At 38.1% G+C, this 15,203-nt stretch carries 9 protein-coding genes; 1 reads left to right on the top strand and 8 read right to left on the bottom strand.

What is annotated here, in order from left to right:
* Positions 1 to 315 precede the first annotated feature (315 nt).
* Entirely contained in the window at positions 316 to 3,981 is a 3,666-nt protein-coding gene (nifJ, locus tag FGQ66_RS05230) for a pyruvate:ferredoxin (flavodoxin) oxidoreductase (protein WP_138301930.1), read from the bottom strand.
* A 264-nt stretch (positions 3,982 to 4,245) separates the two neighbouring features.
* Between nifJ and FGQ66_RS05235 the strand changes: the two genes are divergently transcribed.
* Positions 4,246 to 4,770, top strand: a complete 525-nt coding sequence (locus FGQ66_RS05235) for a thioredoxin domain-containing protein (RefSeq protein ID WP_138301931.1) — start codon at positions 4,246 to 4,248, stop codon at positions 4,768 to 4,770.
* Between the two features lie 283 nt (positions 4,771 to 5,053).
* On the opposite strand, the gene FGQ66_RS05240 is transcribed toward FGQ66_RS05235, so the two are convergent.
* The 7 genes from FGQ66_RS05240 to uvrA form a co-directional block, all read right to left on the bottom strand.
* The gene (locus FGQ66_RS05240) at positions 5,054 to 6,745 is read right to left on the bottom strand and encodes a hypothetical protein (RefSeq protein WP_138301932.1); all 1,692 of its coding nucleotides are present in this window, start codon (positions 6,743 to 6,745) and stop codon (positions 5,054 to 5,056) included.
* 244 nt (positions 6,746 to 6,989) lie between these two features.
* Positions 6,990 to 7,925: a DNA-binding protein WhiA gene (gene whiA / locus FGQ66_RS05245; protein ID WP_138301933.1), complete on the bottom strand. Its 936-nt coding sequence runs from the start codon at positions 7,923 to 7,925 to the stop codon at positions 6,990 to 6,992.
* Positions 7,926 to 7,967: 42 nt separating this feature from the next.
* Positions 7,968 to 8,966 (bottom strand): gluconeogenesis factor YvcK family protein, encoded by a 999-nt coding sequence (locus FGQ66_RS05250; protein WP_138301934.1) that lies wholly within the window; start codon positions 8,964 to 8,966, stop codon positions 7,968 to 7,970.
* Positions 8,963 to 9,847 carry an RNase adapter RapZ gene (gene rapZ, locus FGQ66_RS05255; RefSeq protein WP_016176487.1) on the bottom strand — a complete coding sequence of 295 codons (885 nt, stop codon included), beginning with the start codon at positions 9,845 to 9,847 and terminating at the stop codon, positions 8,963 to 8,965. The genes FGQ66_RS05250 and rapZ overlap by 4 nt, the downstream gene beginning before the upstream one ends.
* A 272-nt stretch (positions 9,848 to 10,119) precedes the next feature.
* Positions 10,120 to 10,842: an amino acid racemase gene (locus FGQ66_RS05260; protein ID WP_138301935.1), complete on the bottom strand. Its 723-nt coding sequence runs from the start codon at positions 10,840 to 10,842 to the stop codon at positions 10,120 to 10,122.
* Between the two features lie 3 nt (positions 10,843 to 10,845).
* Positions 10,846 to 12,108 (bottom strand): D-aspartate ligase, encoded by a 1,263-nt coding sequence (locus tag FGQ66_RS05265; protein WP_138301936.1) that lies wholly within the window; start codon positions 12,106 to 12,108, stop codon positions 10,846 to 10,848.
* 274 nt (positions 12,109 to 12,382) lie between these two features.
* Complete coding sequence (gene uvrA, locus FGQ66_RS05270) at positions 12,383 to 15,199, bottom strand: excinuclease ABC subunit UvrA (protein WP_005880037.1); 2,817 nt, start codon at positions 15,197 to 15,199, stop codon at positions 12,383 to 12,385.
* Positions 15,200 to 15,203: the final 4 nt, after the last annotated feature.

The raw sequence follows: 15,203 nt of genomic DNA on the forward strand, positions 1-15,203 counted from the left end.
TATATCTGAGGCTTTTATGCCTGAATTTTTCCATTTTCACGACAATTTTTTCAAGAAAATTACATAGTTTTATTTTTTCAAAAAGACAAGGATGAGTTAAAAGTAAAAATCACTTTTAACTCATCCTCTAGATCCGAATAATCAATGGAAACAGAAACCAGCTTTTCGAAAATGAAGTTCAGTTATCCTAAATCAAAAAATAACTTTCGTAAATCATTTCTTAGATCTTAAATCTCCATTCTCCCATCAAACTTATCATTTATAAAAATATTTAAATCCATTTCTCTGAAACAAGACATTAAAATAGGAAAATGCCTATTTTCTACGTGCGGCACGTTCTGCTCTTCTTGCCGCTTTTCTTGCTTCGGCTTCTGGATCACTTTTTTTCTCTCTTTTTTCTCTTGCAGGCTTTTCGATCGTTTCCTTTTCTTCAGCAGGTTCTATTTTGGCTTTGATTTTATCCAATTGACCTGCTAATGAAGCATAGTTGTAGAAGCGTGTCTTCGCATCGTGAACTGTTTTTTCAAATAATTTTTCTGCTAATTGCGGATGCGCATTTTCCAATGATGAAAAACGTACTTGCTTACGCATAAAATCAGGCATTGTTGAAAAATCAGGTTTTTTGTAATCTAAAGTCATTGGTACTTTGTTCTTTTCGATTAATTCTGGATTGTATCGATATAGTGACCAATATCCAGAAGAAACGGCCTCTTTTGCTTCTTTGATCGATTCTTTCATTCCACCAAATAGACCGTGTGTGATACATGGTGTGTAGGCGATGATCAATGAAGGTCCAGGGAATTTTTCTGCCTCTTCGAACGCTTTGATTGTTTGCATTTGATTTGCTCCAGAAGCGATTTGGGCAACGTAGACATTGCCATACGTCATCGCCATCATCCCTAAATCCTTTTTCGAAGCATATTTCCCGCTCGCAGCAAATTTTGCGATAGCTGAAGCAGGTGTTGCTTTAGACACTTGTCCTCCTGTATTAGAATAAACTTCATTATCCAACACGAGAATATTGACGTCTGCACCACTTGCTAATACATGATCGATCCCGCCGAAACCAATGTCATAGGCCCAACCATCGCCACCAATCATCCATTGGCTATTTTTCACAAAAATGTCTTTTTCTTTTAAAATTGCCCGCAATTCTGGAACGTCCACAACCTCTGATTCGATCGCTGCTTGAAGTTTTGCAGCTCTTTGCTGTGTGCCTTCGCTCTCGAATAAATGATCTAACCAATCCTCCATCAATGCCCGCAACTCTTGTGAAACTTTCGGCAACAATTCGCTCATTGCTTTTGCTAAAGCTTCGCGACGCGTTTGAGCCGCTAGCAACATACCATAACCAAACTCAGCATTGTCTTCTAGTAAAGAATTTGACCATGCTGGGCCTTGACCACATTCATTCGTTGTATATGGAGAAGCTGGTGAAGCTCCACCCCAGATTGAAGAACACCCTGTTGCATTCGCGATCATCATCCGATCCCCAAACATTTGTGTCAATAATTTGACGTAAGGTGTTTCTCCACAGCCTGAACAAGCTCCTGAAAATTCAAGCAATGGTTTATTGAACTGCGTAGATAACACTGAATTTTTACCCTTTACTGGATTTTCTTTTTGTTTCAAGGTCATAGCAAATGCCCAGTTGACAGCTTGTTCTTTTTGTTCTTCATAAGGTTTCATCACTAATGCTTTTCCTTTTGCTGGACAAGCTTCTACGCATAATCCACAACCTGTACAGTCTTCTACGGAAACTTGAATACGGTATTTTAGTCCATCTGGCCCTCTCATATCCCGTACGATAAATCCTTCAGGCGCCTCAGTCATTTCCTCATCATCTGCCAAAAATGGGCGAATGGCTGCATGGGGACAAACAAAAGCACATTCGTTACACATTGTGCAACGATCACTGATCCACTCAGGCACTTCTAAGGCAACACCACGTTTTTCAACTTTCGCCGTCCCTAAAGGCATTTCACCAGTTGTCATCTGGTTTTCGACCAAAGTCCCAACGGATAAACTATTTCCTTCTTGTGCATTGATTGGTTCAAGCACTTCTTGAACATACTGTGATCGATACTGATTTGTTTTCACTGGGATCTCTAATGTTCGCCAGTGTTCAGGCACTTCCACTTTGTGAAGCAATTCCACTGTACGATCGATTGCCTGCACGTTTTTTTCAACGATCTTCATTGATTTATGTCCATAGCTTTTTAGTGCTTCTTCTTTTAAGAGTGGCATCACTTCCTCAAATGGAATGATGTTCGCTAATTTGAAAAAGGCTGTTTCCATCGCCGTGTTGATTCGGCGACCTAAACCTACTTCTTGTGCTAGTTGCATCGCATTGATCGTATAAAACTGTATGTCATTTTCAGCCAAATATTTTTTTAAGCGGATAGGCAGATGGTTCTCCAACTGTTTTTCTGTCCATAACGTATTAAGTAAGAATGTTCCGCCTTTTTTCAAACCTTTTACTAAATCATAACTGTGTAGATACGCTGGGGTATGACACGCAACAAAGTCTGCATGTTCAACCAAATACGTCGAGCGAATAGGTGTGTCACCAAAACGCAAGTGCGAAACAGTTAGCCCACCAGATTTCTTAGAGTCATAGTAAAAGTATCCTTGTGCATATTTATCTGTATGGTCACCAATAATCTTGATTGCTGATTTATTCGCACCTACTGTACCATCTGAACCAAATCCCCAGAATTTTGCCTGATACGTGTTGGGATTCGTTAAATCTAACGTAGGTCTTTTTTCAAGTGATTGATAGGTTACATCATCAACGATCCCGATCGTGAACCGTTTCTTCATATCTCTTTTTTCTTTTTGCAGTTCATCATAAACGCTGATGATCTGATCTGGTGTCACGTCTTTTGAGCCCAGACCATAGCGACCACCAATCACTTTAGGTCGGATATCCGCATCATAAAGTGCGCTTTGCACATCTAACAATAGCGGTTCACCACCAGCGCCTGGTTCCTTGCTTCGATCTAACACAGCGATAGCTTTCGTTGACTCCGGTAATTTTTCCAATAGATTCTCAATAGGGAATGGGCGATACAAGTGGATATTCAAAAAGCCAACTTTACGACCATTTTTATTCAAATAATCGACTGTTTGTTCAATCGTCTGTGCTACTGAACCCATCGAAACGATCACTTCTTCTGCCTCATGATCACCATGGTAAGTCACGAGGTCATATGCTGTTCCACGTAATTCATTGATTTTTTGCATATATTTTTGAACAATACTTGGCAATCGATCATAATAAGCATTGATTGTTTCCCTTTGTTGAAAGTGGATATCTGGATTTTGGTTGGTTCCACTGACCGTTGGATGATTTGGATTCATCCCTCTTTCTCGAAATGAGGCGAGTTTTTCCTGATTGATCAATGGTGCCAATTCTTCATATTCCAATACTTCAATCTTTTGAATCTCATGACTTGTTCGGAAACCATCAAAGAAATTCACAAAGGGCAGTTCCGCCTCAAGAGAAGCGAGGTGAGCTACTGGAGCTAGATCCATCACTTCTTGCACACTACTTTCTGAAAGCATAGCAAAACCTGTTTGACGTGCGGCCATGACATCTCCATGGTCCCCAAAAATGTTCAGTGCGTTTGTCGTGACTGCTCGGCTAGCTACGTGAAACACGCTAGGAAGCAACTCACCTGCGATTTTGTACATATTAGGGATCATTAAAAGTAACCCTTGTGAAGCTGTATAGGTAGTTGTTAAAGCACCAGTTTTCAAGGAACCATGAACGACACCTGCCGCTCCTGCTTCTGATTGCATCTCTACTACTTTGACCGGCTGCCCAAATATATTTTTCTTCCCACTTGCTGACCATTGATCGACTAGTTCAGCCATCGTGGAGCTAGGTGTAATTGGATAAATGGCTGCTAATTCCGTAAACGCATAGGAGATATATGCGGCAGCGGTATTCCCATCCATTGTTTTCATCTTTCGCATTTTTTCATCATCCTTGTTCAAATTCTCTTAAATATCTGTTCCATTATAACGTAAAAAAAACAGAAAACCTACTTAATTTGCAAATCTGCTCACGAACTTTCCTTAGATTGAATATAAGACAAATCTAAAAATCAGTTTTGCTACAGAATCTAATTCTGAATAAATGGCGTCCCAAAACCAGTTTTTTCGGAAATTTCAAAAAAGAACAAAATACTATTATTTCTTCAAAAAAATGATTACAATAAATGAAAGAGGTGTTGAGAAATGGATATATCTGTGATTAAAGCTGAAAAAACAACTACAGCAAACGGTATCATGTATGGTGAAGATCAAGCACCAAAAAAAATGATCGAATTTATCAATCTAGCTTGTCCATATTGCCGTCAATGGTTCAATGACTCGTTTGACTTGCTTGAAGAAGCAGTTGAAGCGGGGAAAATCCAGCGTGTCATCAAACTTTTTGACAAAGAAAAAGAAAGTTTGCAACGGGGAAACGTCATGCACCATCACGTGACTGCTACTGATGGAAAAAAAGCATTGACTGAAATCAAAAAGATTTTCGCTACGCAAGATGAATGGAAACACTTAGGCTTATCTGAAGTTGCAGATTATGCAAAAAATCAGTTAGGTTTGACGGAACAAAAAGATTTTGATGCATCACAGGCAATCATCAAAGAGGCGTCCGAGGCAAATATCCGCTTTGTACCTACAGTCATTTTAGGTGAATCCATTTTTGACGAGTCGATCGCCCATGAAAAATTAACAGACTTGATTGAAGCTTCGATTTAATGCCCATAAAAAATAGTTGCTCGAAAATTCAGGATATTTCTGATTTTCAGATCAACTATTTTTTCTTCTTTTAAATGGAGGCTGGGACAAAAGTAAGAAAACACTGTTGTCTCATTCTTTAAAAACGAATAAACGGCGGGAGCAGAAGCAACTCCTTCTTAAATAAGCCGAAATTCACAAAAATTTGAACAGCAATTTTCGTGAATTTCGGCTTATTTCTTGGAATTAAACACTTCTGTCTCAGCCTCTAAGTATAAATAGCAATTCTTCTTGTAACAAAAAATTATTTTTCTATGCTAAAGGAATGGTTTCTTGAAGTGGAAGCTTCTCTTGCGTCTTTCGTTTCATGTAAACTTTTATGAATGGCTCCCCATTTCAACTTATTTAGAGGCTCTTTTTTAACTGTCTGCTTTTTATCCCACTGTTCTCTTTTCTCTTTCACTTCCTGTGCTCTGCTTGCCATCCGACAAATGGTTATTTTACTCACATTAAAACGAGCAGCAGTTAGCTCTAAGCTTTTCGATGTATCTAAATAATTTAAAATTGCTTTTTGTTTTTCTTCCGGATACCATTCTTTTTTAAAGACCACATTTCTTTCACGGCTCACTCTTACACTTATTTGACGGACTGTATTTTTTGGAATTCCTGTGAGGTCTACAACTTCTTTAATCTTATGCCCCCTATTAAATAACTGTACCGCTCTTTTTTTCTGAGCGATTGTTGCTGAGTTGTTTGTTAATCGTTTAATATTAGGGTACCTTGCTAACGATGTATGTCCTATAATGTATATGATCGATTTTAACGGCAGATTGAATTTTTTTCTTACTTCTTCTCTTGTTATCCCGTTGTTTAAATCTGTAAGAATGGCCTCTTTTCTAATTTTTAGTACAGTTCTACGATTAATCGAAAATTGCTTTGCTATGGTGTTGATTTCTATTTTATTTTGACACAACTGAATGATCCCATTTTTTGTTTTTTCATCCACCTCAAAGTATTTTAGATTCTTTACTATTGAAGGTGCTTGCCGCTTACTCACGATCTTTGTCGCTATTGCTTTTTTCTCTATGATGTGCTGACTGGTATTTATTTTTTTATGAAGATGTACATATGTTTTACCTTCTAGAACTTTTTGTGCGATATACTGATTTCTGACTTTTTTGACCTTCTCACAATCAATGAATAATTCCGCTCCAATAACTTCAATTGTTTTTCCTTTTGCAAGCTTCGTAAGGATTGCCAAATTCTGAATCTTCGTGACAGTAGTCGTACTAAGATTTAATTGCTTCGCTACTTTTTTATGTGAGGGACATTTTTTTAAGGCCGTTCGAACCTGTTGATGTTGCTCATTTAATTCCTTTAGATAAGTTGGCTCAAACATTTTTTGCTCATGAACTGTCAATGGCTGTTCTTCACCGATTTTTTTGACCAAATGTTCAATTTGGATCGTCCAAATCTCTTCTAGACTCAATCTGAAGTCAAAGGCAACTTCTTCAAGCGTTCGTCCCGTGGAAATCTGCATGAGCATAGCTGTATGCCAAATCTCCTTTACCACTTTTTGTGCCATACCAAACTTCTTCCCCAACGATCGAAGAGACTCTCCTTCTTCAATTTTATTGACTAAATATGTATTGCGATACTGGATAATCTCTTCTAGGCCAATAGGTATTTTTTCTGAAAGAATAACTGGTGACACTCCTCGTTGTAATTGTTGTATCGTATAATCGTTTAGGATCTTGACGATTTCTGTCGGAAATTTATTTAAACTCTCTGCAATCATTTCCATCGTTTTTTTTGCTTTCAATTGCTCACAGATGTGGTCAACTAATAGTTGTTTGGTTTTTTCACTTGACATTAGATGCATTTTTTTTGAAATTGCAGTGATACTTGTTCCTTGTGCGATTTGGTCAATTACTTGTTGCTTGATCCTTTCATCTTCTTTCATTTTTTTCTTACCAGATTCTGTTTTTTCATCCATTGTCTGACCCACTTTCCTCATCTTCTAAAAAATGATTCCATGTACTAAGCTTACTAAAAATTATCAAAAATAAGAAACTGTTTTTACTTAAACCAAAAAAAAGAGGCCGGGCATTCGATTGTCCTGACTCTCTAAAAAATTGTATAAGAAAAATTCAAAAAAAGTTTTATTTTCGATATCCACACACAGATGAAAATAGGTCAATTTCGAGTTTATTTGTCGCAAAAAAAGCAAAGTCTGATGATCAACTTGCTTCTTCTTTCAATTTTTCCGCAAATTCATTGATTTTGCGAATCCGATGGTTGATTCCCGATTTAGAGATTGCTCCTGACGGGATCATTTCTCCTAGTTCTTTTAAACTAACTTCTGGATGTTGTAACCTTAATTCGGCTATTTCTTGTAATTTTTCTGGTAATGCATGTAATCCTACTCTAGCTTCGATCAACTCGATGTTTTCAATTTGTTTTGACGCTGCATCAATTGTTTTATTAAGGTTGGCAGTTTCACAATTTACAAGCCGATTGACAGAATTTCTCATATCCCGAACGATACGCACATCTTCAAATCGCAACATCGAATTCGTTGCACCGATCAACGTCAAAAAGTCTGCGATTTTTTCTGCACCTTTTAAATAAGAAATATAGCCGTTACGTCTTTCCAATGTCCGAGCATGGAGACCGTAGTAATTCAGCATATCGCAAATATCCTGATTGTGTTGTTCATAAATTGAAAAGATTTCTAAATGATAACGACTAGTTTCTGGATTATTGACAGAGCCAGAAGCCATAAATGCACCACGTAAATAGGACCGCATCTTTTGAGAATTCCCCATGATTTCATCCGAGACATGCCCATTGAACATCATGCCATCCATAATATCTAAATCCATCAATACGTTTTTTGTACCTTGCTTCAATCGCACGATATATACATTATTCTTTTTTAATTTCATTTTTTTCCGAACAAGTAATTCACTTCGAACATTATAATGATTTTTCAAAAGAGAATAGATACGCCTAGCGATTGCCGCATTTTCTGTCTGGACGTTCAAAATAAATTGTTGGTTCACGATGCCTAAAGAACCATTCATCCTTAGCAAGGCTGCTAATTCTGCTTTCGCATGTTCTCTGTGAACCTCTAACCCAGTCAGTTCTTTTTTCACATCTGCCGCAAAAGACATTCTATTCCCTCCTTTCTCTTTTCACTCATTTGTCTTAAAAATTTACAATTTTGATCCAAATACCAAGCGGAAAAGTTCTTCCACTACTTTTTCACCATCATGGAACACTCCGCCATTTTTCAATTCTAAGAAATCCGTAGAAACGACACGGCACCCTTCATTTCTAAGTCCATTAAAATCATGTGCAACTTGCACGAGGTATTCATCATAGATTTCCGGGTCCATATATCCTTCAGGAACCTTTTCCGTATTTACCAAGACTGTGTCGATAAACGGTTTCTTCAAATGCTCATGAAGCACACGGATATGATCCGCATCGCTAAAGTGTTCGGTTTCTCCTTTTTGGGTCATGATGTTACAGATATAAACGACTTCAGCCTCTGTCTGCACGATTGCCTCCCCAATTTCAGGGATGACTAGATTTGGCAGAATGCTCGTGAATAAACTACCTGGACCTAAGACGACCATATCTGCTTCCATGATCGCAGAAACTACTTTTCGTGCAGCCTTTGCTTCTTTATCATCTGTTGTATTTCTTACATAAACATGATCGATCGTTTTCCGATCGATGGCGATCTTTGATTCTCCGATTGCCGTTGTTCCATCTTTGAAAACAGCATGTAATGTCAGCGGTGTTTCAGAAGAAGGATAAATGTGACCATCAACATGCATCATTCTGGCTAATAGTTGAATTGCCTCATATGTACTTCCTCTCATTTCAGCCACTGCTGCAATAATCAGGTTTCCAATTGTATGGTTTGCTAAAAACTGATCTTCTTTTTTAAAACGATACTGAAAAATATCCTCATAAAATTGGGGCATATCAGATAGAGAAACCAAGACATTTCTCAAATCGCCTGGCGGAGCCATTGCAATTGATTCTCTGATTTCACCACTACTCCCGCCATCATCCGCCACAGTTACAATAGCGGTAATATCCGCACCTTGATTACGCAAACTTTTCAATATGACAGGTAATCCCGTTCCACCGCCAACAACAACGATTTTAGGCTTGCGGATGCGATATGTCTTCATTTTCACGACCGATTCACCGTCTCTTTCCGCTTATCCTTATCACGATGAGTTACATTCACTTTGTAAGTTTGACCTAGTGCTTTTGCTAGACGTTCTGTCAAGGCCACTGATCGATGCTGACCACCAGTACATCCGATTGCAACAGTAAGACTGCTTTTTCCTTCTTTGATGTATCCTGGCAATACGGTCTCTAGCAGATCCAAGAATTTACTATAGAACGACTGTGTTTCATCAAATGACATCACATAGTCATAGACAGGTTTGTCTTTTCCTGTTAACGGTCTTAACTCTGGGATATAATGTGGGTTTGGCAAGAAACGAACATCCATAACGATATCTGAATCGATTGGCAACCCATATTTGAAGCCAAAAGAAACAAATTCGATGCGAAATCCTTGATCTCCCTTTGATTTGAAAGAATGATTGATTTTTTCACGAAGTTGGCGAGGAGTCAGCGTCGTCGTGTCAATGACTAACGATGCCTGCGTCTTCAAATCATTTAATATTGCACGCTCTTTACGGATACCTTCTGTCACTAAACCATCCATAGCCATAGGGTGGGTCCTTCTTGTTTCTTTGTAGCGGGCAACTAGTTCCTCATCTGAAGCATCTAAAAATAAAATCGATGTATCGATAAAATTAGTATTTTCAATTTCAACTAACATGTTTTGGATTTCTTCAAAAAACGAGCGCGAACGCAAATCGACGCCCAGTGCCATTTTTGTCACTTTCCCTGATTCTTTGATCAATTCCCAAAATTTCGGGATCAGTCTTGGTGGCATGTTATCGATACAAAAATACCCCATATCTTCAAAACTTTGGATTGCTACCGTCTTACCTGCTCCACTCATTCCCGTAATAATCACTAATTGTAAATTATCAGCCATCGTGTAACGGCCTCCTCTCGTACATTATCTTTAAAATTATATCACTCCGGGCGTATCATTTCCACTTAAATCCATTTTTTATTAAAAATGAACCAATCCCTGAAGCAATTATTATGAATTTTTGAATCTCCCTATAGTAATACAAAGACTATTTTTCTCAAAAAATAAGCCAGATCATTCGAAAATAAGATTGAGTATTTTCGAAATCATCTAGCTTATCCTTTTGAATAATCATACGTATGCTATTCCATCTACCTGTCTTTTGTAGTAGATCAAACAGATTCAGGTAACTTTTTTCGATTTTCTAATGCAAGTTCAATCGTCCGATCTGCAATCAATGATTGCGCATCAATCACTGGATAAGGATTGTTTGATGCGAATTCTTGCATTAAAGATAACTCTGTGCAGCCTAAAATAACTTTTTCACAGTTCAAACGTCCCACTGCTTCGTCTAAAATCTCAAAGTATAAGTCTTTATTCAACCGATCAGACTCTTTGATTTCATGATAAATCAAATAATTGATTTTTTCTTGAAGCAATTGATCAGGAATCACGACTTCAAAACCTAAATTTCTTACTTCAGCTTCATAAATACCAGCCTTCATACTGCCTTCAGTTCCTAAAATAGCTACTTTTCCAGATGTCTGTTGCCGAACAAGTTCATTGGCAGCTTCTCTTGGCATATGCAAGATTGGGATCGGTGTCGCGGCTTGCAATTCATCAAAAAAGTAATGTGCCGTATTACATGTCAAAACAATAAAATTTGGGTCTAACAAATTTTGCTTTTTGATATCATCCAGCAAATAAGGCATTGGATCTTCCTTTTTATCGTCTAAGATGAACGCTGTACGATCGGGCACAGTTGCATGATTGAACAGAACATAGTTCAAATAGTCCTGATCTTTTGTCGCCTTTATTCGATGATTGATCAAACGGATAAAGCTCTCAGTTGCCATCGTACCCATTCCACCTAAAATACTGAAAAAGTTTTCCATGAATTAGCCTTCTTTCACATGAAAGTATTTTTTGAATCGAGGAATGTAGTTTCTGAACATATATTTCATCAACAACCAACGTTTAAAAGATTGATCTTTCTCATAAAAAACAGTTGTTCCATAACGATTTTCTTTGATCATTTGTGTTGCGATCTTTTTGTCTTCGTTTTCTTTCGCATACTCTAAAAAGATTTTTTTAGGTACACCCATCCACAATTTTGCTTTGTCAGATTGATTCGTACCATATGTTGTTTCGGTGAAAGGTTCTCCGAATACGCGGTCTTCTGTTACAAATTTTGCTAGATTCAATCCATTTAAAGTAACAAAGAAACTACTTCTTCCTTGACGAAGATTGATTTCAAACAATTTGTATTCTCCATCTCTTGAATCATATTTCATATCAAAATTCGCAAAACCTGTATACTTGATTTCTTCTAAGAAACGTTTGATCGTTTGATAGATTTTTTCATTGTAATCAGGCATGATCACCACATAGTTTCCAATAGAAGCTGGTGTAGGATCTTCCAATAACGGATGACCTAAACACATCATACGTACTTGGTGATTTTCGTCTACATATGCATTCAAAACACGCATGTTGCTATCATCGCCAGGAATGAAATCTTGTACGATCATTTCACTCGTATAACCTGCTTCATAGATCCGCCCTAAAATCAAATCAAACTCTTCACGATCGTTGATAATAAATGCTTTTTTACGGCCTTCAAAACGAACCGATAAATATTCTACACTGTTTGCAGGTTTTAATGCAACAGGAAATTCAAATGGAATTTCTTGTTCTAACCGGCCACTTGCTAACATCTCTTTTCTTACGATTAATGTTTTTGGGTAAGGTAGTTTATACTCCTCACATACTTCATAAAAACTTACTTTGTTGATCAAACGTTCAAATAACGAGTAATCAATGTAAGGACAGATAAAGTATTCTGAAAGCTCTTCTTTGTGTTGAGAAATCAATTCAGCATATCCATCTCCACAAGCAATCAAAAGATATTTCTTGGTATCATCTGAATACTTTTCTTTTGCCAATCGCATGATTGTTTCGATAAACACTGGATCTTTGTCAAATCCTGGAATCACCTCTACATTGACGATCTTGCTGTACCGAGTGGGTGCCAATTGATTTGAGGCATACGCCTGACAAACTTTTCCATACGCTTCATGGAAGGAACGTGCCATGCCATAAACATTCATATCGCTGCCTAATAAAATAGGGATAAATTCTTCTTTTTCAATACTCTTCATTTTTATCTCTCACTTACTCATAATCTCTAGTTTTCTTTTCTAACTACACAAGGAATATCATACCATAAAGAAAAAAGCAATCAAAGGAAACTCCTCCGATTGCTCAATTCTTTTTTGAACGGATTGAACTTATAGGAAGTTTTTATCTATACTAATCAGTGTAGAAAGAACTACCATGTAACGTATTCTAGAATATAGCCGTTAATAACACAAGAGTTAATCCGCTCTTTTAATTCTTTTTTAACTATCGTATAACATTTCTATTTTTAGTTCTTTAATCCATTACTTTTTTTAGGTAGCGACCTGTATAACTTTCTTTGACTTTGATCAATTCCTCAGGCGTGCCAGTAGCTAAAATCGTGCCACCGCCTTCTCCACCTTCTGGTCCTAGATCAATGATGTGATCTGCTGTTTTGATGACATCGAGATTGTGTTCGATGACAAGTACTGTATTCCCCGCATCGACTAAACGTTGCAGTACATCGAGTAACCGTGCAATATCATCTGTGTGCAGTCCTGTTGTAGGTTCATCTAAGATATAAAAGTTTTTGCCATTAGAAATCTTGTGCAACTCACTTGCTAACTTCATTCGTTGTGCTTCCCCACCGGATAGCGTTGTCGCAGGTTGCCCCATCGTCACGTAACCTAAACCAACATCTACGATAGTTTGTAGTTTACGACGTATCTTAGGAATTGGTTCGAAAAATTCTACAGCATCTTCTACTGTCATCTCTAAGATATCTGCAATGCTTTTCCCTTTATAATGGACTTCCAGTGTTTCAGAGTTGTATCGTTTTCCATGACATACCTCACAAGGGACATATACATCTGGTAAGAAATGCATTTCGATCTTGATGATTCCATCTCCACGACAAGCCTCACAACGTCCACCTTTGACGTTGAAACTAAAACGCCCTTTTTTGTATCCGCGCATTTTTGCTTCATTGGTTTTAGCAAATAGATCTCTGATATCATCGAAGACACTTGTATACGTTGCTGGATTACTTCGTGGCGTTCTACCAATGGGACTTTGGTCGATATCGATGATTTTTTCAATGCTATCATATCCTGTGATCGTCTTGAACTTCCCAGGTTTTGCAGAGTTACGATTGATTTTTTGTGCAAGTGCTCGTTTCAAGATACTGTTCACTAACGTACTTTTTCCTGAACCAGATACTCCTGTAACGGCCACAAATTCGCCTAAAGGAAATTCAACTGAAACATTTTTCAAATTATTTTCCGTTGCCCCAGTGATTTTTATCGCTTTGCCATTTCCTTTACGTCGCGTTTTCGGAACCGAGATTCGTTTTTTACCTGATAGATATTGTCCTGTTAATGAATGTTCATCCGCAGCCACTTCTGCTGGCGTACCAGCCGCTACGATCTCGCCACCTTGATGCCCTGCACCAGGCCCTACATCAATCAGATAATCAGCAGCGCGCATCGTATCTTCATCATGTTCGACTACCACCAATGTATTTCCCAAATCACGCATTTTTTTCAAAGAACCGATCAAACGATCATTGTCCCGTTGATGGAGACCAATCGATGGTTCATCTAAGATATATAACACACCGGAAAGATTTGACCCGATTTGAGTAGCTAGACGAATACGTTGTGCTTCGCCTCCTGATAACGTACCAGAAGCACGGCTCAACGTTAAATAATCCAAGCCAACATTTTCTAGAAATGACAAACGGTCATTGACTTCTTTTAATATTGGGCGAGCAATGATCTTTTCCTGTTCTGACAGTGTCAAAGTAGAAAAGAAGTTCACTGCTTTTTGAATAGACAATTCATTTGTTTGACCAATATTCGTTCCATTGATCTGTACAGACAAAGCCTGTGGATTCAAGCGATATCCTTTACATGTTTGACAGGTAAGTTCTGTCATATACTGTCTCATTTGTTCTCTTGTAAAATCACTATTCGTGTCATGGTATCTTCTTTTGATGTTTTTCAAAACACCTTCAAAGGTCGTTTCAACATCTCGCACACCGCCAAAATCGTTTTCGTAATGGAAATGAAAAATCTCATCTGTCCCATTCAAAATGATTTCTTGATGCTCTGTTGGCAACTCTTCGAATGGCGTATCCATATCAATGCCATAACTCTCACACGCTTGCGCCAACATTTGCGGATAATATTGTGAACTGATTGGGTTCCAAGGGATAATCGCTCCTTGGCTTAGTGTTTTCGTCCGATCCGGGATCACAAGATCTTGGTCCACTTCCAGTTTGACTCCTAAACCATCACAGTCAGGACATGCTCCAAATGGTGCATTGAAAGAAAACAATCTTGGTTCCAATTCTCCCACCGTAAATCCGCAATAAGGACATGAATAATGCTCGCTGAACAGCATTTCATCTTCACCGATCACATCAACTAGAACATACCCATCTGCTAAACGTAATGCTGCTTCGATCGAGTCAAATAATCTTGAGCGAATGCCTTCTTTGATGACGATCCGATCGATAACGATAGCAATATCGTGTTTTTTATTTTTTTCAAGTTCTGGCACTTCGCTTAGATCATAAATCTCACCATCTACACGCACCCGAACGTACCCTTCTTTTTGGATACGTTCAAACACTTTTTTATGTTGTCCTTTTTTCTTCACAATGATTGGCGCCAAAACCTGGATCTTTGTTCGTTCTGGCAATTCCAATACTTGATCCGCCATTTGGTCCACTGATTGACTCGTGATTTCGATATGATCATTCGGACAGATTGGATGACCGACACGAGCAAAAAGTAGGCGCAGATAGTCATTGATTTCTGTCACTGTTCCTACAGTTGATCGTGGATTTTTACTTGTCGTTTTTTGATCGATCGAAATTGCTGGACTCAGACCATCGATACTGTCGACATCTGGTTTATCCATCTGACCTAAAAACTGCCGTGCATAAGCAGAAAGACTTTCAACATACCTTCTTTGTCCTTCTGCATATAGTGTGTCGAAAGCTAGAGAACTTTTCCCTGAACCCGATAGTCCAGTTACCACCACGAACTTGTCTCTAGGGATCGTTACGTTCACATTTTTTAAGTTGTGTGCTCTTGCACCATGAATAATAATTTTATCGTTAGCCATGTCA

This window comes from Enterococcus sp. BSD2780061688st2 D3 (assembly GCF_005844145.1).
GTDB classification, from domain to species: Bacteria; Bacillota; Bacilli; order Lactobacillales; family Enterococcaceae; genus Enterococcus_B; species Enterococcus_B durans.